This window comes from Streptomyces sp. NBC_00057, assembly GCF_045041165.1.
GTDB lineage: Bacteria > Actinomycetota > Actinomycetes > Streptomycetales > Streptomycetaceae > Streptomyces.
The window spans coordinates 5,709,734-5,730,076 of record NZ_CP108256.1; the positions used below are offsets into that span (position 1 = coordinate 5,709,734).

A 20,343-nucleotide genomic window follows, 5' to 3' on the forward strand; every position below is an offset into this window, starting at 1 on the left:
GACAGGGTGGGGCGGTGGTGGCCCGCGCCGACCTGCTGCGCGCGCTGTCCGGCAGCGGAACGGACGAACACGCCTTTGGAGACGGCCATGGCGAGGCTGCGTACGTCACTGGGCGCACCCCGCCTCATCCAGACGTTCGTCAAGCGCGGCTACCGGCTGGCGCTGGACCAGGTGGGGGACAGTCCCGATGTCAGTCCTGCTTGCTAGGCCGTTTCGTTCAGATCATCTGATCAGCCGCCTGCTCGGCTTCAGTCGGAACACCGCAGACAACTGGGATCACGAACGCGGAGCTTCAGCCCCGAGTACGCCGTAGAGATCAGCCGACGCCGAGCGCCGACCAGTTCGAGAGAGAGGGGATCCTCCAGGAGCCTGATAACTTGTCCGTCAGCACTTACGCCTCCCCGGCCGGGCAACGCCTCCGCCAGGGAGGCTTTTTTCATGCCCTGGACCCGGCTCACGGCCTGGGCGCACTGGAGCGACCACCGCGATCCTGCCATCCGCAAGCGGGCCGGAGACGCCCCGCCGCCACCCGGCCGCCGAACACGAAGGAGCTGCATGTCCGACGTATCCGTGCGCCTCGCCGATACTTCTGACCGCCCCGTACTGGAACGCCTCTGGCTGATGTTTCGCCACGACATGTCGGAGTTCGGCGGTGTGCTGCCCAACCCGGACGGAACCTTCCGGAGTGATCGGCTCCACGCCGCCTTCACGAAGGCTGACTGGGCGCCCTATCTCGTGACAAGTGGCGAGAGCCCTGTCGGGCTCGCGTTCGTCCGCAGCCTGACTGCTCCGACGCGGGTCCTGAGCAGCTTCTTCGTGGTGCGTGCCGTCCGGAGGACCGGGATCGGGCTGCGCGCCGTTCAAGAGGTCGTGGCCAAGCATCCGGGGCCGTGGCAGGTCGCCTTCCAAGAGGGCAACGTTGCCGCAGTCCAGTTCTGGCGTCGGGTCGCCACCGAGATCGCCGGCGACGCTTGGATCGAGGAACGCAGGCCGGTACCAGGCCGACCGGACGTGCCGCCCGACACCTGGATCTCGTTCGTCGTCCCGGCGAAGACCTACGGCTGAACATGCTCCTGCCCGCGCTGTTCCTGATCGTTTCCCGGAGCTCGGCTCTTCGCTCCGGGGGTCCACGGCATTGCGAGGCAGGCATGTACTTTCCATGAAGAAAGTACATGGCATGATGGCAACAGTTGGCCGGTCAAGACGCCGGTGGGAACGCCTTGGAGCGCGTGATGGAACAGAACACCACTGGCGATGGAGCACTCGAGGGCGCTCTGTCGGCCGACGCCGCGACGAGTGCTCTGCGGGATATCGAGGCCGCCCAGGCCCGCGCGCGACTCCAGGCCCGGATCCTGCCTGCCTGGTACGGGCCGACCAGTGGTGCCGTCCTCGCGATCTACTTCGTTGTCGCACAGAGGCTCCTGGAGGCGGACGGGATCCTCGTTCAGCAATGGGTCGCTTGGCCGCTGGCAGGGCTGGTGGTCTTCGCGCTCAGGCGGGCCTCGAGGCGGAGCAGGGGCGTGATCCAGCCCAGGTCCGCACAGTCCGGGGCGGAACGCAGGAAGCAGATCCTCACGGTCCTGGCCCCCACCATCGCCGCTGCCGGCCTGGTGGGGGGAGTGTGCTGGGCAGTCGGTGGCGGCGCACACGTCACCGTCGTCGCCATGGCTGTCACCCTGGGGCTCGGCTTCTGGGCCGGCTTTGCCCGGCACAACACCGTGATCAGGCGTCAACTGCAGGAACTGGTATGAACGCCGGCCCACCCCAGCCACAAAGGCCCGTCCTCGACGAGACGCTGCACGTCCCCTCCCGGTTGGCCATTGTGGCGTTCCTTTCCGCCTGTGCCGAAGCCGAGTTCGCGGCGGTTCGTGACCACTGCCACGTGTCCGACTCGGTGCTGAGCAAGGCCGCGTCGGCCCTGGAGGCCGCCGGATACGTCGAGATCCGTAAGGGCTACGTCGGCAAACGGCCGAGGACCTGGCTCTCCCTCACCCCTGCCGGACAGCTCTCACTGGCCCAACACGTCGCAGCGCTGCAGGACATCGTCTCCGCAGCCCAAAACGCCGGCGCGAGCGCACAGGCCCTGGGCGGAGCCGATCCGGACCTTCGACCGGCCGACGGGCCCGGCAGGGGAGCGCGCGGCGAAATGAGGCCGGGATAGCGTGCTGGGATGACCAATGACATCCACCGGCTCGACGCGGAGGTACGACTCCGTCCCGTCACCCCGGCCGACGCCGCTTCCCTCGCCGTGGCGCTGACCCGCAGCCGCGCGTACATGCAGCCCTGGGAGCCGGTGCGGCCCGACACCTTCTACACCGAGCAGGGGCAGCGGGAACGCCTGGCCGGAATGCTCGCGGACCGCGACGCGGGGCGGGTGATGCCGTGGGTGCTCGCCGATGAACAGGACCGTGTGGTGGGCTCGTTCAACCTCAACGGCATTGTGCTCGGACCGTTCCGCAGCGGGGTTCTCGGTTACTGGGTCGATGTCGAGTACGCGGGCCGCGGGCTGGCCACGGTCGCCGTCGAGCGGATCTGTGAGTTGGCCAGGGACGAGCTGCGCCTGCACCGGGTCGAGGCAGGGACGGTGCTGGACAACGTGGCGTCGCAGCGGGTGCTCGCCAAGTGCGGTTTCGAGCAGTACGGGATGGCTCCGCGCTACCTGCACATCAACGGCGAGTGGCGCGACCACCGGCTGTTCCAGCGGATCCTGCACGATGGGCCGTTGACGGGCTGATCGTTGGCTCTGGGAGTGTCCTCGAACGCCGGACGAGCTTGCTTTCGCCGTGCGGGAGTCAAAGTTGAGCCTGCCCGGCGATTGAGGACAAAGACGGCTACCGGACGCCCCCGGTATGCTCCCGCGCATGCCGGTGTCCGTCCAGCGGCCACGGCGGCCGTGCCGGAAGAACCTCCGCGAAGCCGTATCCGCTCTTCTCGGCAACCCGGCAGGACGCCTCGTTGTCCACCTGATGCAGCAGGTCCAGCCGCACGAGCCCGTCCCCGGCGAACGCTTCGAACGCCCAGTCGGTGAGCGCCCCGAGCGCCCGCGGCGCGATTCCGCGGCCGCGCGCCCGCGCCGCCGTCCAGTAGCCGACCTCCGCGCTGCCGGAGCCCGGTTCGGGGTACTTGAGTATCACATTGCCAACCGGTTCGTCGGCGTGATCGCGATCGACCACCGCGAAACTGAAGTGGCTGCCGGATTCCCGGCCCTCCTGCTGCACCCGCAGCCACTGCTGAGCCTCCGCCTCGTCCGTGACCAGTATGCGCACCATGGCGCGCATCGCAGGATCGCGGTACGCCTCGATCAGGGCCGGTCCGTCGTCGGGCAGCCACGGCCGGAGCAGGAGCGGGCCGGCCGTCAGGGTGGCGGTACGGAGATCGTCGTCCATCAGGACACCGTACGGCTCGCGTTCACCGGCCCGCATGGCAGCAGGGGTTCCGGGGCGGCCCCACGAGGGGCACTCTGGGGGAGACCTCCACCGGAGACCCCGAGGCGGTGACATGCCCATGGCGGCGAGTAAGAGCTCGTACGACTGGCGGTTCGACTCCGGCCGCCCCTGCCTGGACCTGGTGGCCACAGGAATCGGCACCTCCGGCGCATGCGAACTGCTCGACGGCGCCGGGCGGCTCGCCGACTGGCTGGTGGCCGCCGGACTCGTACCGAGCGGCACCGACCTCGGCGCAGTGGACGACACCTGGGTGGTGCGCTTCCGGCAGTTGAGGGCCGGCGTCGACCGCCTGCTGACCGCCGAACTCGGCGGCCGCAGAGCCGAGAGCACCCTGGAACGGGTCAACGCGCTCGCCTCGGCCGCACCACCGGGACTGCGGGCCGTACGCGGCGGAAGCGGCACGCTGGTACGGACACTGAGCGCCGATCCCGAATGCGGGGCACTGCTGGCCGCCGTGGCCCGCGACGTCGTGGAACTCCTGACCGACCCCGTGGCGCGAGCCGGCCTGCGCCGCTGCGAGGCCGGCAACTGCCGCCGCCTCTACCTGGACACCTCGCGCGGACGCCGACGCCGCTGGTGCTCCAGCGAGGTGTGCGGGAACCGGGAGCGGGTGGCCCGGCACCGGCGCCGGGCGGCGGCCGTGGCGATCACGGACGCGGACGCGGGAACGCCGTAAAGAATCTTGAAGTGGAATTGAATGCATCGTGGTCCCCCTCCGTGTTCATGGTCAAGGAGCTCGACAGGGTCTCGACCGGGAGGTTCGGGTGCGCAAGGATGCGGCCGTGGCCGATGACCGTCCGCACAGGGCTCGACATCGCCGTGAGCCGCCCCCGTCCCCCTCCGACGTCCCCGACGAGGAGTTGATGCGGGCGCTCTACCGCGAACACGCCGGACCTCTGCTCGCGTATGTGCTCCGCCTCGTCGCCGGCGACCGACAGCGCGCCGAGGACGTGGTGCAGGAAACGCTCATCCGTGCCTGGAAGAACGCCGGCCGGCTCAACCGGGCCGCCGGCTCCGTCCGCCCCTGGCTGGTGACGGTCGCCCGGCGCATCGTCATCGATGGCCACCGCAGCCGGCAGTCCCGGCCGCACGAGGTCGATCCGTCGCCGCTGGAGGTCATTCCCGCGGAGGACGAGACAGACAAGGCGTTGTGGCTGATGACTCTCTCGGACGCGCTCGACGATTTGACCCCTGCGCACCGGGAAGCATTGGTCGAGACCTATTTCAAGGGCCGTACGGTCAATGAGGCGGCTGATGTGCTGGGCATCCCCAGCGGGACGGTGCGGTCCCGGGTCTTCTACGCACTGCGTTCGATGAAGCTTGCTCTCGAAGAAAGGGGGATCACGGCATGAGCGACCACGAGTGGGAGCCTTTCGGGCTCCGGCCGACCGGTCCCTCCGGCCCCCGAAACCCCGGCAGCCCCCGCAGCCCCGGCAGCCCCGGTGGCCCCGGTGGCCCCGGTGGCCACACAGCCCCGGGCGGAGCCGCCGAAGGGCCCGGGCACGACGCCGCCGGTGCGTATCTCCTCGGCATTCTGGACGATGCCGAGGCATCCGCCTTCGAGGCGCATCTGGCCGACTGCGACCTGTGCGCCGCCCATCTCGACGAGTTCGCCGGCCTGGAACCCATGCTCGCGTTGCTCTCCGAGTCCCCGGTCGCCGTACCGGGCGCCCGCCCCGTCCCGCACGTTCCGCAGCCGCCCGCTCCCCGCATGCTCGACCGGCTGGTCGACGAGGTCGCGGTCAAACGGGCCAGGCGCAGGCGCCGCTCCATGTATCTGGTCGCGGCGGCAGCCGCGCTGATCATCGGCGGTCCGGCGGTCGTGGTCCTGGCGATCGGCAACGACGGTACCTCGGCGCAGGCGGCCGACCCGTACCCCACCGGTCCCGCCGAGGACGCCTTCTTCCCTCACATGAAGGAGAAGGTGCGGGCCACCGACCCCACCACCAAGGTCGACGCCACCATCGGCATGGAGAAGAAGGCATGGGGCACCCACGCCGTGCTGGAGCTCAAGAACGTCACGGGTCCGGAGAAATGCAGCCTGATCGCCGTGTCGAAGACCGGTGAGGAAGAGGTCGTCACCTCCTGGTCCGTACCGAAGTGGGGATACGGCATCAAGGACTCCCCGCACCCGGCCTCGAAGTACCCGCTCTATGTCCACGGCGGTGCGGCGATGGGCCGCGGCGACATCGACCATTTCGAGGTGCGAACGTTCGACGGCAAGCGGCTGGTGGAGGTCGACGCCTGATCGATACCCCGCCGTGCCATTTCGATACGCGCGGCAGGTGCGCGGCGGCCCCCGCTTCGCATAGGGTTGACGGCTGCCCAATGCACGTCAGAAGGGGGCCTCGGTGGCCGCGCAGGATGCCGCTGTCGATTCGATGCGGGACCGGGAAATCGGTGTCGAGCAGGAACATCTCGACCGCGTTTATCACCGCCTCGAAGAGAAGATCCACGAGGCGGAATTTCTCATGAGTGACGCCGTCAAGCGCGGCCAGGTCGGTACCCCTGGAGCGCTCGCCGAGCGCGACGCCCAGGTGTTCCGGGCCGGAATCCACCTCAATCGGCTGAACAGCGAGTTCGAGGACTTCCTCTTCGGAAGGATCGATCTGCTGCTCGGCAAGGACGGCGAACGGGGCCCGGACGGCGCGTACACCTCCGTCGAACCGGCCGACGACGCCGTGCGCGACGACAACTCCGCCGATATCGCGGAGACACTGCACATCGGCCGGATCGGGGTCCTCGACTCCGACTACGCGCCGCTGGTCATCGACTGGCGCGCACCGGCTGCCGCACCGTTCTACCGGTCGACGCCGAAGGAACCGGGCAGGGTGGTACGCCGCCGGGTCGTCCGCTCCAAGGGCCGCAAGGTCCTCGGGGTCGAGGACGACCTGATGCGCCCCGAGCTGACCGCGTGCCTGGGCGGCGACAAGCTCCCCGTCATCGGCGACGGCGCCCTGATGGCGGCGCTCGGCCAGGCCCGCAGCCACACCATGCGGGACATCGTCTCCTCCATCCAGGCCGAACAGGACATGGTGATCCGGGCCCCCGCCGCCTCCGTCACCGAGGTGTCCGGCGGCCCCGGCACCGGCAAGACCGCCGTCGCCCTGCACCGCGCCGCGTACCTCCTTTATCAGGACCGGCGGCGTTACGCGGGCGGCATCCTCGTCGTCTCGCCGACCCCGCTCCTTGTCGCGTACACCGAAGGCGTGCTGCCCTCGCTGGGCGAGGAAGGACAGGTCGCGATCCGCGCGGTCGGTTCGCTCTCCGACGAGGCGGCCGGCGTCGAGGGCGCCACCACGTACGACGAACCCGCCGTCGCCCGGATCAAGGGCTCCTCCCGGATGCTCCAGGTGCTGCGCAAGGCGGCACGCGGCGCACTGGAACAGCCCGGCACCCCCCGCAAGACGGAGGACCGGGACGGCCAGCTGTCCTTCGGCGACGGAGCCGACGAGGCCCCGGTCACCCCTACCCGGCTGCGGGTTGTCGCGTTCGGCGCCCGTGTCGAGCTGAACGCCGACGAATTGCACCGCATCCGGCAGTCCGTCCTCGGCGGCACCGCCCCGGTCAACCTGCTGCGCCCGCGAGCCCGCAGGCTGCTCCTGGACGCCCTGTGGAACAAGTCCTCGGGCCGGGGCCGCTACGCCGACCCCGAGCTGGCCGCCGAACTGCGCTCCTCCTTCGACGAGGACGTCTCCACCGAGACGCCCTTCCTCGCCTTCCTGAACGCCTGGTGGCCCGAGCTCACCCCGCGCGGGGTGCTCGCCGCGATGGCCGACGAGAAGCGGCTCGGCCGCTGGGCGCGCCGGGTCCTCAACCAGGGCGAGGTGCGCCGCTTCGCCCGCTCCCTGAAGCGGCTCGACAGCGAAGGGAACGGGCCGCTCTCCGTACACGACGTGGCGATCCTCGACGAGCTGCAGACGCTGCTCGGCACCCCGCTCCGGCCGAAGAAGAAGCGCGAATTCGACCCGCTGGACCAGCTCTCCGGACTGGAGGAGCTGATGCCGCAGCGCGAGGAGACCCAGCGCGAACGGGCCGAGCGGCTGGCCGCGGAGCGTACGGAGTACGCGCATGTCATCGTCGACGAGGCGCAGGACCTCACGCCCATGCAGTGGCGCATGGTCGGCCGCCGCGGCCGGACGGCCACCTGGACGATCGTCGGAGACCCGGCGCAGTCCTCCTGGTCCGATCCGGACGAGGCGGCCCGGGCGCGCGACGAGGCACTCGGCAACCGGCCGCGCCGCCGCTTCACCCTCACGGTCAACTACCGCAACCCGGCGGAGATCGCTGAGCTGGCCTCGAAGGTCCTGGCGCTCGCGATGCCCGGAATGGCGTCACCGGCCGCGGTCCGTTCCACGGGTGTGAAGCCGCGCTTCGAGACCGTACGGGACGGCGATCTGGCGGCATCGGTGCGCGAGGAGGCGCGGCGGCTGCTGGCCGAGGTGGACGGCACGGTGGGTGTGGTCGTCGCGATGCACCGCCGGGCGCAGGCCCGCAACTGGCTCGCCGAGCTCGGCGAGCGGGTGGTGGCGCTGGGCAGCCTGGAGGCGAAGGGCCTGGAGTACGACGCCACGGTGGTCGTCTCGCCCGCGGAGATCGCGGACGAGTCCCCGGCCGGTCTGCGGGTGCTGTACGTGGCGCTGACGCGTGCGACGCAGCAGCTCACGGTGGTCTCGGGGGAGCGGGATCTGCCCGACGAGGACGGCGTCCCGGACCTGCTGAGGGACTGAGGCAAGGAGCGGAGGCACCGCCGTCGGGGCAGATTTTCGAACCGGTCTGTCCTGCGGGAATCACTTCTGCGGGGTCTTTGTTAGCCTGGTGTCGGCACCGGCTCGATCCAAGCCCCCGGGCCCAACCTTCGTCGCTTCGAGCGACCACTTGCCGCGAGGCGAGCATGGCGGGTCGGTGCCGCTTGAACAAGAAGACAGACCCGCGTCACCTTCCGGTGGCGCGGGTCTGTTGTTGTTTGTGGACCTGACGGCTTCTTTGCGGGCTTGGCGGCTTCCGGCCCGGGCGGGGAGGCGCCGGGGGTTCCACTGAAGCAGCGATCTCTCGTATGGTGGAAAATACTTTTCGAAACGCGGCAGTCATTACCGGCTACCAGCCAGTAGGTGCGACGATCGGGAAGCGTGTCCGAGGTGAGCGCCCCGGCCGCGCGGCAATGAAGCTAAGGAAAGCGAAGGACTCGGCCATGGCAACGGCGCCCAGCGTCTCGTACTCGATGACGGTCAGGCTGGAGGTGCCCGCGAGCGGCACAGCAGTCTCCCAGCTGACCACGGCCGTGGAGTCCTCCGGCGGTTCGGTCACCGGCCTCGATGTGACCGCCTCCGGCCACGAGAAGCTGCGGATCGACGTCACCATCGCCGCCACTTCGACCTCGCACGCCGACGAGATCGTCGAAAACCTGCGCGGCATCGAGGGTGTCGTGCTCGGCAAGGTCTCCGACCGTACGTTCCTGATGCACCTCGGCGGCAAGATCGAGATGGCGTCCAAGCACCCCATCCGCAACCGTGACGACCTCTCGATGATCTACACCCCGGGTGTGGCCCGGGTCTGTATGGCGATCGCCGAGAACCCCGAGGACGCCCGCCGCCTCACCATCAAGCGCAATTCCGTCGCAGTTGTGACGGACGGTTCCGCCGTGCTCGGCCTCGGCAACATCGGCCCGATGGCCGCCCTCCCGGTGATGGAGGGCAAGGCGGCCCTCTTCAAGCGGTTCGCCGGCATCGACGCCTGGCCGATCTGCCTGGACACCCAGGACACCGACGCCATCGTCGAGATCGTCAAGGCGATCGCCCCCGGCTTCGCGGGCATCAACCTGGAGGACATCTCCGCACCCCGCTGCTTCGAGATCGAGGCACGGCTGCGCGAGGCCCTGGACATCCCCGTCTTCCACGACGACCAGCACGGCACCGCGATCGTGGTCCTGGCCGCGCTGACCAACGCACTGCGCGTGGTGGGCAAGGGAATCGGGGACGTACGGGTCGTCATGTCCGGCGCCGGAGCGGCCGGTACGGCCATTCTGAAGCTCCTCATCGCCGCGGGCGTCAAGCACGCCGTCGTCGCCGACATCCACGGCGTGGTGCACGCGGGCCGCGAGGACCTGGTCTCCGCGGACGCCGACTCGCCGCTGCGCTGGATCGCCGACAACACCAACCCCGAATCCATCACCGGCACCCTCAAGCAGGCCGTCGTGGGCGCCGACGTCTTCATCGGCGTCTCCGCTCCGAACGTGCTGGACGGCGCCGATGTCGCCGCCATGGCCGACGGTGCGGTCGTGTTCGCGCTCGCGAACCCGGACCCCGAGGTCGACCCGGCAATCGCCCGTCAGACGGCGGCAGTTGTCGCCACCGGCCGCTCCGACTTCCCGAACCAGATCAACAACGTGCTGGTCTTCCCGGGTGTCTTCCGCGGTCTGCTGGACGCGCAGTCCCGCACCGTCAACACGGAGATGATGCTCGCCGCGGCGCGCGCCCTCGCCGATGTCGTCGCCGAGGACGAGGTGAACGCGAACTACATCATCCCGTCGGTCTTCAACGACAGGGTCGCGGGAGCGGTCGCCGGTGCCGTCCGGGACGCTGCGAAGGCGGCGGGCGGTGCTGTGACAGGCTCGGGCAACTTCGGCTGAACCCACCCACTCACAGAACCCGCTACGGCCCCTGTCGATGTCGCCCACGGCCGCGGTGCCCCCACGTTGGCCTGACGTACGGCGCGTCGCGGGTCGCGGCGCCACAAACGCCCCTTTAGGGTGGGCGGGCGGCGCGTCCCGCAGAGCCCCGCATCCGCTGCGGACCGCTTTCGGGGGGTCGACGGAACGTCACCACGACGAGGCAGTGGTGCTTTTCGTGTGACTCCGGAGGGTGCCGGATTGGCTTTCCCGCCGCAGGTGGGGGCAGGATGCGTAATCGGGCGCGAGGGTCTGACGACAGACCCGGGTCCGGGGACTGTCCGAGGGCCCTGGCAGCATCGGCTTCGATCTCACGCCTCACAGGCAAGAAGAACACGGGAGTAACAACATGAACCGCAGTGAGCTGGTGGCCGCCCTGGCCGACCGCGCCGAGGTGACTCGCAAGGACGCCGACGCCGTGCTGGCCGCGCTCGCCGAGACCGTCGGTGAGATCGTCGCCAAGGGCGACGAGAAGGTCACCATCCCCGGCTTCCTGACCTTCGAGCGCACCCACCGTGCCGCTCGCACCGCTCGTAACCCGCAGACCGGCGACCCGATCAACATCCCGGCCGGCTACAGCGTGAAGGTCTCCGCGGGCTCCAAGCTCAAGGAAGCCGCCAAGGGCAAGTAAGCCCCACAGGCGCGCCGAAGGGCGGTCACCCGACCAGGGTGACCGCCCTTCGGCGTACCGGCCCGAGAGGGCCCGTTCTGGGCTTCTGCCGCCATCGCGGGCCAGGGCTACGGACCCGGCTCCCACCGCGAACGAAGAACGGGGGCCCGGGGCAGTGCCCCGAACCCCCGTCAGCAGCCGTCAGGCGCCACGCCTCAGACCAGCGCCCCGCCCGGCAGCTCCACCTTCGCGCCGAGCTTCTCCAGCTTCTCCATGAAGTTCTCGTAGCCGCGGTTGATCAGGTCGATGCCGTGCACCCGCGACGTGCCCTGCGCCGCCAGCGCGGCGATCAGGTACGAGAAACCGCCGCGCAGGTCCGGGATGACCAGATCCGCGCCCTGCAGCTTCGTCGGCCCGGACACGACCGCGGAGTGCAGGAAGTTGCGCTGCCCGAAGCGGCAGTCGGAGCCGCCCAGGCACTCGCGGTAGAGCTGGATGTGCGCGCCCATCTGGTTGAGCGCGGAGGTGAAGCCGAGCCGGGACTCGTACACCGTCTCGTGGACGATGGACAGGCCCGAGGCCTGCGTCAGGGCCACGACCAGCGGCTGCTGCCAGTCGGTCTGGAAGCCGGGGTGCACGTCCGTCTCCAGGGCGATGGCGTTCAACGCGCCGCCCGGGTGCCAGAAGCGGATGCCCTCGTCGTCGATCTCGAACGCCCCGCCGACCCGGCGGAAGGTGTTGAGGAACGTCATCATCGAGCGCTGCTGTGCGCCCCGCACGTAGATGTTGCCCTCGGTGGCCAGCGCCGCGGACGCCCAGGAGGCCGCCTCCAGACGGTCCGGGATCGCCCGGTGCGTATAACCGTCCAGCCGGTCGACACCGGTGATCCGGATCGTCCGGTCGGTGTCCATCGAGATGATCGCGCCCATCTTCTGCAGTACGCAGATGAGGTCCTCGATCTCCGGCTCCACGGCCGCGTTGGACAGCTCGGTGACGCCCTCGGCGAGCACGGCCGTCAGCAGCACCTGCTCGGTGGAGCCCACCGACGGGTACGGCAGCCGGATCTTCGTGCCGCGCAGCCGCTGCGGGGCCTCCAGATACTGGCCGTCCGCCCGCTTCTCGATGGTCGCGCCGAACTGCCGCAGCACGTCGAAGTGGAAGTCGATCGGCCGGCCGCCGATGTCACAGCCGCCGAGCCCCGGGATGAACGCATGGCCCAGCCGGTGCAGCAGCGGGCCGCAGAAGAGGATCGGGATGCGCGACGAGCCCGCGTGGGCATCGATGTCGGCGACGTTGGCGCTCTCGACATGGGTCGGGTCCAGGATCAGCTCGCCCGGTTCGTCACCCGGCCGGACCGTCACACCGTGCAACTGCAGCAGCCCCCGCACCACCCGCACGTCGCGGATGTCGGGCACATTGCGCAGCCGGCTGGGTCCGCTGCCGAGCAGCGCGGCGACCATTGCCTTCGGCACCAGGTTCTTGGCGCCTCTGACGCGGATCTCGCCCTCCAGCGGGGTTCCGCCGTGGACAAGCAGGACATCGTCTGTGCCGGTCATGAATCTCGCGTTCCGGAGTGGTCGGGCAGGGGGCCAACCGAAAGGGTAATGGCCCACCGCCCCCCTTCCGTAAGGGAGCAGGGGGTGTGCGAACGTCATGAATTCGCCACAACACGCTCTGCTCCCCGACTCTTGCGGAGGGTTACCGTCCGCAATGCCCTCCGGACGGCGCGCTCCCCGTGCATCCATGCGCCCTGAGCTGCGCCCGGCCCCCCTCGGTGACCGGGCGGCCCACTCGGTCCCCGCGGAGAGCGAAGATGCGGGATCATTTCTGCCATGACCGAGGTGTCCTCGCTCACAGGGCGACTGCTCGTGGCCACACCCGCGCTCGCGGACCCGAATTTCGACCGTGCGGTGGTGCTGCTCCTCGACCACGACGAGGAGGGCTCACTCGGCGTGGTCCTGAACCGCCCGACCCCGGTCGGCGTCGGCGACATCCTCACGCCCTGGGCCGGCCTGACCGGCGAACCCGACGTCGTGTTCCAGGGCGGCCCGGTCTCGCTCGACTCGGCGCTCGGTGTGGCCGTCATCCCCGGCGACGAGGGCCCGCTCGGCTGGCGCCGGGTGTACGGGGCGATCGGCCTGGTGGACCTGGAGGCCCCGCCGGAGCTGCTGGCCGCGGCGCTCGGCTCGCTGCGGATCTTCGCCGGGTACGCCGGCTGGGGCCCCGGACAACTGGAGACGGAACTCACCGAGGGGGCCTGGTACGTCGTCGAGTCCGAGCCCGGAGACGTCTCCTCCCCGCGCCCCGAACACCTCTGGCGGGCGGTCCTGCGCCGCCAGCGCAGCGAACTGGCGATGATCGCCACCTACCCGGACGACCCTTCGCTGAACTGATGCTCCGGCCTTTCAGTACCCTTGACGGTTATGAGCACTCTTGAGCCCGAGCGCGGGGCAGGTACGGGCACCCTCGTAGAGCCGACGCCACAGGTGTCGAACGGCGACGGCGACCACGAGCGCTACGCCCATTACGTCCAGAAGGACAAGATCATGGCGAGTGCCCTGGAGGGTACGCCCGTGGTCGCACTGTGCGGCAAGGTCTGGGTACCGGGTCGCGACCCGAAGAAGTATCCGGTCTGTCCCATGTGCAAGGAGATCTACGAGTCCATGGGTGCCGGTGGCGACAAGGGCAAGGGCGGCAAGGACGAGAAGTAGTCCGGAGCCGTTCGGCCACCATTGCTCAGGGCCCCCGGGGCGCGCATCGAATGCGCGCCCCGGGGCTCTTTGCGTTGCACGGGCTGCATCGCTGGGTCGCAGAGTGGTTGAGACCACTTGTCGGCGTCTGCGGGCGGGACCGGTGAAGGGCAAGTACGCCGACGACTAGGAACGGACGCAGCATCGGTGCCATGACCGACACCATCCAGTCGATCATCTGGGACTTCAAGGTCTTCACCCAGATCTATGTCATGACCAACGGCGGCGGCATCGCCGGCCAGAACCTGGTGCTCAACGTGTACGCGTACCAGAAGGCGTTCGCGTCCTCGCAGCACAGCCTCGGCTCGGCGATCGGCGTCGTGATGTTGGTGATCCTGCTGGCCGTCACGCTCGTCTATCTGCGCCTGGTGCGGCGCCAGGGGGGAGGAACTGTGAGCGCAAGGAGCATGTTGCGCATCTGCCGGGCCGGCCGGCTGGCCGCCGAGGCCGCGGCACTGCTGATCGCCGCCGCGGTCGCCTCCCCGCTGTACTGGATGGTGCTCTCGGCCCTCAAACCGGCCGGCGAGATCCAGTCCACCGACCTCCGCCCGTGGACGCTGTCGCCGTCCCCGGACTCGTTCCGCCGGGTCTTCGAACAGCATGACTTCGGGCGGTACTTCCTCAAAGCCTGCTCGTGGCCGGTGCGGTCGTCATCGTCTCCGCGCTGGCTGCGCTCCACGCTCGGGGCCGCCTTCGGCCTGCCGCTCGCACCGGGCCACGAGGACACCGCGAACACCATCCGGCTGCGCATCGACCCGGCTCTGGAACCCGAGGGCTACCGGCTGGCCACCGGGACCGGCCGGAGCGTCGTGATCACCGGAGGAAGCGCCGCAGGCGTCTGTGGCGACGAGTGCCGCAAGGACCAGTGGAAGGAGTCCCCGGCCACCCAACCCCGGATCGACGAATTCGGCCTGGCCGACGAGGACGAGCTGCAGTCCTGGGTCGTCCGGCACTTCGACACCTGGCTCACCGCACGCGGACGCCGGCTCATCGGCTGGGACGAAATCTTCGAAGGCGGCACGTGTACCTGGACCACCGTCAGGACGGCGGCGCCGACGAGCCGATGCCCAACGGCTTCATCCGCACCCTGGAGGACGTCTACCGCTTCGAACCCGTACCTGCGGGCCTTTCCGAGGAGGCGGCCCGTCACATCCTCGGCACCCAGGCCAATGTCTGGACCGAGGTCATGCAGAACCGGGCCCGCGTCGACTACCAGGTCTTCCCGCGCCTCGCGGCGTTCGCGGAGGTCGCCCGGTCGCCCCTGCCCGCCTCCGCCGAACGGGACTTCGCCGACTTCGAACGCCGAATGACCACGCACTACGCCCGGCTTGACGCGCTCGGCGTCGACTACCGGCCGCCGAGCGGCCCGTTGCCCCGGCAGCAGCGCCCGGGCGTCCTCGGACGCCCCCTCGAGGGACCGCCCCCGAACGTGTGATCCCGCTCGCGCGCCGGGTCCGGCCGTCACCCTCCCCGGGAGCGTGACGGCCGGCGGTCGTTACCCGTAACGCATCCCAGCCGGAACGGAATACCGGAACGCGTCCCGCCGGCCCGGAGCAGCCGGAGCGCGCCCCCGCCGGAACGGAACGCGCCCCCGTCGGAGCAGCCGGAACGGAACAAGCCGCACAAGGCTCGCCGAAGAGTGGCAATTCGCTCTCCGCGTTAAAGCGGGGCGAATCGGGACCATCCCCCTGGTCGGGGACGGATACGCCCTTCGCGGACCCTCGCGTCGGGCCGGTCGGAAGATGTGCCAGAGTTGCCACGTCCAGGCTTTGAGCACGTACCGTACGGCGATACAAGCCGGACAGCCGGGACACCGGGAAGGGGCAGCTGGGTTGACCACGCACGCACCGCAGGCGACGCAGTCCGTGACGCTGCCGGCCTCGCTCGACGAGGCCGTGGCGGCGCTGGGCGCCATGCCCGCCGCCGTTCCTGTGGCAGGCGGTACGGACCTGATGTCGGCCGTCAACAAGGGGCTGCTGCGCCCCTCGGGGCTGGTCGGCCTCGGCCGGATCAGCGAGCTCCGCGGCTGGCACTACCAGGACGGCCACGCCCTGCTCGGCACCGGACTCACCCACGCACGCATGGGGCGGCCCGACTTCGCCGCCCTCATCCCCGCCCTGGCCGCGTCCGCGCGCGCCGCGGGCCCGCCCCAGATCCGGAACGCCGGAACACTCGGCGGCAACATCGCCACCGCCGCCCCGACCGGTGACGCCCTGCCGGTGCTCGCCGCGCTGGAGGCCGAACTCGTCATCGCGGGCCCCGGCGGCGCCCGCCGCGAGATCCCGGTCTCGCACCTGCTGGCCGGCCGCGACATGCTCGAACCCGCCGAACTGATCGGCTTCGTCCGGGTACCGCTGCTGCACGCCCCCCAGGTCTTCCTGAAGGCCACCGGCCGCACCGGTCCCGCCCGCGCCACCGCATCCGTCGCGATCGTCCTCGACCCGGCCCGGCGCGGAGTGCGCTGCGCGGTCGGCGCCATCGCGCCGATGCCGCTGCGGCCGCTGGAGGCCGAGCGCTGGATCGCCTCACTGATCGACTGGGACGGCGAACGGGGCCTGGCACCCGATGCGCTGGCCGCCTTCGGCGAGTATGTCGCCGCGGCCTGCATCCCGGACCAGGCACCGCCCGCCGACGGGGGAGAGGCGCCACCGCTGCCCCCCGCCGTACTGCATCTGCGGCGAACCGTCGCCGCGCTGGCCCGACGAGCGCTGGGGAGGGCACTGTCGTGAGCAACGAGGACCACAACGATCAGCACGGGCAGCGGGAGCAGCCGCAGCACGGGGGCTGGCAGCCGACGCCGCAGGGCGGCGAGTACGACGCCGACGCGACGGCCTTCGTCCACCTGCCGCCGGAGGACCTGGCGGACATCCCGCTGGCCGCGCCCGGCCATGGCTACGTACCGCCGATGATCCTGCCGCTGACCCCCGCGGCCGGACTCGACCCGGCGGCCACGGGCAGCTGGGTCATGCAGACACAGAGCCAGCAGGAGCGGGGTACGGGAGCGGAGCAGTCGGCACCCGACGCGGTGCACTGGCCCGACCCGAACCAGCAGCCGCAGTACGGGTACGAGTACCCGCAGCAGGAGCAGTACCGGGAGACGCCGGCCGCGACGGGCCAGTGGAACTTCGCCGAGTCCGCCGAGTCCGCCGAGTTCGGCGGTTACGCGGACCACAACGGTCAACCTGGGCACGCTGCTTCGGCCGACCACAGCGGTCAGTCCGACCACAGCGGCCAGTCCGGACACAGTGGGCATGCCGACCCCGCCGGCCACACCGGCCAGTGGACGATTCCGGTTGCCGACGGTGACCTCCCTGAGGAGTCCGGCGAGTTCGCGGCGTCGGCTCTGGCCTCCCAGTGGTACGCGGACCGGACCCCACCGGCCACGCTGCCGGGCGGTGCGCCCGCACCGTGGGCGACACAGCAGCCGGTCGCGGACCCCGAGCCCGAGCCCGCGGTGGAGCAGCCGGCACCCGGAGCGAACGTCGAGCCGGAGCGCGCGCCGGGAGCCGATTCCGTGCCTGCGGTGGAGCCGTCCGCGTACGAAGTCAGCACCGTCCAGGCCCCGGAGGCGGCACCGAGGACGGCGGCCGAGGACGTACCCGTACCCGCTGCCGGAGACACCCCCGCTTTCGGGGTGAACCTCGCACAGGTCCCGGCCCCCGACACCGCCCCGGCCCCCGACACCGTTCCGGCGGCCGACACCCCGGCCGAGCACCCGGTGGAGGCCACGCCCGAGCACCACCCGACAGAGCCGCCGGCCGGCACGGCACCCGACTCCGAGCCGGACACAGCCCCGGACACGGCCCCGGACGCACCACCACTGGACACCCCGCCGGAAGCCTCACCGCTGCCCAGCGAGCACCCCGCCGCCTCCTACGTCCTGCATGTGAACGGCACCGACCGCCCCGTCACCGACGCCTGGATCGGCGAGTCGCTCCTCTACGTACTCCGCGAGCGCCTCGGCCTCGCCGGCGCCAAGGACGGCTGCTCGCAGGGCGAGTGCGGTGCCTGCAACGTCCAGGTGGACGGCCGTCTGGTCGCCTCCTGCCTGGTCCCCGCGGCGACCGCGGCCGGCAGCGAGGTCCGTACGGTCGAGGGCCTGGCCGTGGACGGCGAGCCGTCGGACGTCCAGCGTGCCCTCGCCAAGTGCGGTGCCGTCCAGTGCGGCTTCTGCATCCCAGGCATGGCCATGACCGTCCACGACCTGTTGGAGGGCAACCACGCCCCCAGCGAACTGGAGACGCGTCAGGCGCTCTGCGGCAACCTCTGCCGCTGCTCCGGCTACCGGGGCGTCCTCGACGCCGTGAACGAGGTCGTCGCGGGCCGCGAGGCGATCACCGACCCTGCCTCGTCGGACTCCTCGTCCCCGGAGCCCGACGAGGCCCGCATCCCGCACCAGGCGCCCCCCGGCGCGGGTAGTGTTCAGCCGCACCTGCAGGACGGAGGCATGGCGTGAGCAACGACGCAGCCACCGCTGCCAACGCGACCAGCACACGGATCACCACCCCGCCGGTCGAAGGCCCCGACGCCGAGCCGCCCGCGCTCGGCCTCGGCGTCTCCCTCACGCCCGCCGACGCGCGTGCCAAGACCGAGGGCACCTTCCCGTACGCCGCCGACCTCTGGGCCGAGGGCCTGCTGTGGGCGGCCGTCCTCCGCTCCCCGCACCCGCACGCCCGCATCCTGTCCATCGACACCTCGGGTGCCGTCGAGATGCCGGGCGTACGGGCCGTCGTCACGCACGAGGACGTACCCGGGGAGAGTGCGTACGGGCGCAGGGTCGTCGACCGCCCCGTCTTCGCCTCCGACCTGGTGCGCCACCACGGCGAGCCGATCGCCGCGGTCGCCGCCGACCACCCCGACACGGCCCGGCTCGCCGCCGCTGCCATTGCCGTCGAGTACGAGGTCCTCGAACCGGTCACCGACCCGGAGAAGGCCTTCGCCGCCGAACCACTGCACCCCGACGGCAATCTGATCCGCCACATCCCGCTGCGCTACGGCGACCCGGATGTCACCGGCGAGATCATCGTCGAGGGCCTGTACCGCATCGGCCGTCAGGACCCGGCCCCGATCGGCGCCGAGGCCGGACTCGCCGTGCCCCGCCCCGACGGCGGAGTGGAGATCTACACCGCCTCCACCGACCCGCACACCGACCGCGACCTCGCCGCCGCCTGCTTCGGCCTCGAACCGGACCGGGTGAAGGTCGTCGTCACGGGCGTCCCCGGCGCGACCGGCGACCGCGAGGACCCCGGCTTCCAGCTCCCACTCGGGCTGCTCGCCCTACGCACCGGCTGCCCGGTCAAACTGGCCGCCACCCGCGAGGAGTCCTTCCTCGGCCACGCCCACCGCCACCCGACGCTGCTCCGCTACCGCCACCACGCGGACGCCGAGGGCCGGCTGGTGAAGGTCGAGGCACAGATCCTGCTCGACGCGGGCGCGTACGCCGATGACTCGTCCGAGTCGCTGGCCGCGGCGGTCGCGTTCGCCTGCGGCCCGTACGTCGTCCCGCACGCCTTCATCGAGGGCTGGGCGGTCCGTACGAACAACCCGCCGTCCGGCCATGTGCGCGGCGAGGGCGCGATGCAGGTATGCGCGGCGTACGAGGGCCAGATGGACAAGCTGGCCGCCAAGCTGGGCATCGACCCGGCCGATCTGCGCCTGCGTAACGCACTGTCCACCGGAGACATCCTCCCCACCGGCCAGACGGTGACCTGCCCGGCACCGGTGGCCGAACTCCTCGGCTCTGTACGGGAGTTCCCTCTCCCCGCCCTCCCCGTGGACGCCCCGGAGGACGACTGGCTGCTCCCCGGCGGCCCGGAGGGCGCGGGCGAGCCCGGTGCGGTGCGCCGAGGGGTCGGCTATGCGCTGGGCATGGTCCACATGCTCGGGGCGGAGGGCGCCGACGAGGTCTCCACGGCCACGGTCAGGGTTCACGACGGCATCGCGACGGTCATCTGCGCCGCGGTCGAAACGGGCCAGGGCTTCTCGACCCTCGCCCGCCAGGTGGTTCAGGAGACCCTGGGCATCGAAGAGGTGCACGTAGCGTCCGTCGACACCGACCAGCCCCCGGCGGGCCCGGCGACGCACGGCCGCCACACCTGGGTCTCGGCAGGAGCGGTGGAACGCGCCGCCAAGATGGTCCGCACACAGCTTCTCCAGCCCCTGGCCCACAAGTTCGGCATGTCCACGGAGCTGCTGCAGATCTCCGGCGGCAAGATCACCTCGTACGACGGAGTGCTGTCCACGACGGTCACGGAAGCGATGGACGGCAATGAACTCTGGGCCACCGCCCAGTGCCGCCCCCACCCGACCGAACCCCTGGACGAGTCGGGCCAGGGCGACGCCTTCGTCGGCCTCGCCTTCTGCGCGATCCGCGCGGTGGTGGACGTCGACATCGAACTCGGCTCCGTCCGGGTCGTGGAGATGGCGATCGCCCAGGACGTCGGCCGGGTCCTCAACCCGTCCCAGCTGGCGACCCGTATCGAGGCGGGCATCACCCTGGGCATCGGCGCCGCCCTCACCGAGAACCTCCGCAGCCCCCGCGGCCTGATCCGCCACCCCGACCTCACCGGCTACGCGCTGCCGACCGCCCTGGACGCACCGGACATTCGCATCGTCAAACTCATCGAAGAACGCGACGTGGTGGCCCCCTTCGGCGCCAAGCCGGCTTCCGCGATCCCTGTGGTGACCTCCCCCGCAGCAGTGGCCGCAGCAGTACGAGCCGCCACCGGCCGCCCGATCAACCGCCTCCCCATCAGGCCCCAGGCGGCGGTGGCAGTCCCCAAGTCCTGAGCCCTGTACGGATGGTGTGATTCGATGTGATCCGGGTTGCACATGCAACCCGGAGGTGCGCACTGTCACCGCTGCTGGCTA

General features: G+C 70.7%; 17 protein-coding genes and 5 pseudogenes. 20 read left to right on the forward strand and 2 right to left on the reverse strand.

The window, feature by feature from the left end; genetic code table 11:
- Positions 1-8: 8 nt before the first annotated feature.
- From OG953_RS26810 to OG953_RS26830, 5 genes and pseudogenes are all read left to right on the forward strand, one after another.
- A pseudogene (locus OG953_RS26810) lies at positions 9-207 on the forward strand (winged helix-turn-helix domain-containing protein); the annotation flags it as partial.
- A 348-nt stretch (positions 208-555) separates the two neighbouring features.
- A complete protein-coding gene (locus OG953_RS26815) occupies positions 556-1,065 on the forward strand; it encodes a GNAT family N-acetyltransferase (RefSeq protein WP_405687424.1) in 510 nt (169 codons plus the stop codon).
- Positions 1,066-1,232: 167 nt separating this feature from the next.
- Complete coding sequence (locus OG953_RS26820) at positions 1,233-1,751, forward strand: hypothetical protein (RefSeq protein ID WP_405687425.1); 519 nt, start codon at positions 1,233-1,235, stop codon at positions 1,749-1,751.
- Positions 1,748-2,161: a winged helix-turn-helix domain-containing protein gene (locus OG953_RS26825; RefSeq protein ID WP_405687426.1), complete on the forward strand. Its 414-nt coding sequence runs from the start codon at positions 1,748-1,750 to the stop codon at positions 2,159-2,161. Before OG953_RS26820 ends, OG953_RS26825 begins: the two co-directional genes overlap by 4 nt.
- Positions 2,162-2,170: 9 nt before the next feature.
- Complete coding sequence (locus OG953_RS26830; protein ID WP_405687428.1) at positions 2,171-2,734, forward strand: GNAT family N-acetyltransferase; 564 nt, start codon at positions 2,171-2,173, stop codon at positions 2,732-2,734.
- A gap of 97 nt (positions 2,735-2,831) precedes the next feature.
- Here OG953_RS26830 and OG953_RS26835 read toward each other — a convergent pair whose 3' ends face one another.
- Positions 2,832-3,386 (reverse strand): GNAT family N-acetyltransferase, encoded by a 555-nt coding sequence (locus OG953_RS26835; RefSeq protein ID WP_405687430.1) that lies wholly within the window; start codon positions 3,384-3,386, stop codon positions 2,832-2,834.
- 118 nt (positions 3,387-3,504) lie between these two features.
- On the opposite strand from OG953_RS26835, the gene OG953_RS26840 reads away from it, so the two are divergent.
- The 6 genes from OG953_RS26840 (at position 3,505) to OG953_RS26865 (ending at position 10,744) form a co-directional block, all read left to right on the forward strand.
- Positions 3,505-4,122, forward strand: a complete 618-nt coding sequence (locus OG953_RS26840; protein ID WP_405687431.1) for a CGNR zinc finger domain-containing protein — start codon at positions 3,505-3,507, stop codon at positions 4,120-4,122.
- Between the two features lie 88 nt (positions 4,123-4,210).
- On the forward strand, positions 4,211-4,798 hold the full coding sequence (locus OG953_RS26845; RefSeq protein ID WP_405687432.1) for a sigma-70 family RNA polymerase sigma factor: 588 nt from the start codon (positions 4,211-4,213) through the stop codon (positions 4,796-4,798).
- A complete protein-coding gene (locus OG953_RS26850; RefSeq protein ID WP_405687434.1) occupies positions 4,795-5,694 on the forward strand; it encodes an anti-sigma factor family protein in 900 nt (299 codons plus the stop codon). The genes OG953_RS26845 and OG953_RS26850 overlap by 4 nt, the downstream gene beginning before the upstream one ends.
- A 103-nt stretch (positions 5,695-5,797) precedes the next feature.
- Positions 5,798-8,176 carry a HelD family protein gene (locus OG953_RS26855; RefSeq protein WP_405687436.1) on the forward strand — a complete coding sequence of 793 codons (2,379 nt, stop codon included), beginning with the start codon at positions 5,798-5,800 and terminating at the stop codon, positions 8,174-8,176.
- Between the two features lie 461 nt (positions 8,177-8,637).
- Positions 8,638-10,074, forward strand: coding sequence for an NAD-dependent malic enzyme (locus OG953_RS26860; RefSeq protein ID WP_405687438.1), 1,437 nt, complete (start codon positions 8,638-8,640; stop codon positions 10,072-10,074).
- Positions 10,075-10,462: 388 nt separating this feature from the next.
- On the forward strand, positions 10,463-10,744 hold the full coding sequence (locus OG953_RS26865; protein ID WP_003968811.1) for an HU family DNA-binding protein: 282 nt from the start codon (positions 10,463-10,465) through the stop codon (positions 10,742-10,744).
- 194 nt (positions 10,745-10,938) lie between these two features.
- On the opposite strand, the gene murA is transcribed toward OG953_RS26865, so the two are convergent.
- A complete protein-coding gene (gene murA, locus OG953_RS26870; protein ID WP_093900252.1) occupies positions 10,939-12,279 on the reverse strand; it encodes a UDP-N-acetylglucosamine 1-carboxyvinyltransferase in 1,341 nt (446 codons plus the stop codon).
- 276 nt (positions 12,280-12,555) lie between these two features.
- Here murA and OG953_RS26875 point away from each other — a divergent pair, with 276 nt between their 5' ends.
- From OG953_RS26875 to OG953_RS26915, 9 genes and pseudogenes are all read left to right on the forward strand, one after another.
- Positions 12,556-13,116 (forward strand): YqgE/AlgH family protein, encoded by a 561-nt coding sequence (locus OG953_RS26875; RefSeq protein ID WP_326765863.1) that lies wholly within the window; start codon positions 12,556-12,558, stop codon positions 13,114-13,116.
- A 30-nt stretch (positions 13,117-13,146) separates the two neighbouring features.
- Positions 13,147-13,434, forward strand: a complete 288-nt coding sequence (locus tag OG953_RS26880) for a DUF3039 domain-containing protein (RefSeq protein ID WP_405687440.1) — start codon at positions 13,147-13,149, stop codon at positions 13,432-13,434.
- Positions 13,435-13,634: 200 nt separating this feature from the next.
- Positions 13,635-13,856: pseudogene (locus OG953_RS26885) on the forward strand (sugar ABC transporter permease); the annotation flags it as partial.
- 9 nt (positions 13,857-13,865) lie between these two features.
- Positions 13,866-14,155: pseudogene (locus tag OG953_RS26890) on the forward strand (carbohydrate ABC transporter permease); the annotation flags it as partial.
- Positions 14,115-14,255, forward strand: a pseudogene (locus tag OG953_RS26895) (hypothetical protein); the annotation flags it as partial. The pseudogenes OG953_RS26890 and OG953_RS26895, both read left to right, overlap by 41 nt.
- Before the next feature lie 60 nt (positions 14,256-14,315).
- Positions 14,316-14,908 (forward strand): annotated as a pseudogene (locus OG953_RS26900) (family 20 glycosylhydrolase); the annotation flags it as partial.
- A 397-nt stretch (positions 14,909-15,305) separates the two neighbouring features.
- Entirely contained in the window at positions 15,306-16,202 is an 897-nt protein-coding gene (locus OG953_RS26905) for an FAD binding domain-containing protein (RefSeq protein WP_405687441.1), read from the forward strand.
- Positions 16,199-17,929 (forward strand): 2Fe-2S iron-sulfur cluster-binding protein, encoded by a 1,731-nt coding sequence (locus OG953_RS26910; protein ID WP_405687443.1) that lies wholly within the window; start codon positions 16,199-16,201, stop codon positions 17,927-17,929. The genes OG953_RS26905 and OG953_RS26910 overlap by 4 nt, the downstream gene beginning before the upstream one ends.
- Positions 17,926-20,262 (forward strand): xanthine dehydrogenase family protein molybdopterin-binding subunit, encoded by a 2,337-nt coding sequence (locus OG953_RS26915; RefSeq protein ID WP_405687444.1) that lies wholly within the window; start codon positions 17,926-17,928, stop codon positions 20,260-20,262. The genes OG953_RS26910 and OG953_RS26915 overlap by 4 nt, the downstream gene beginning before the upstream one ends.
- The last annotated feature ends 81 nt before the right edge of the window (positions 20,263-20,343 follow it).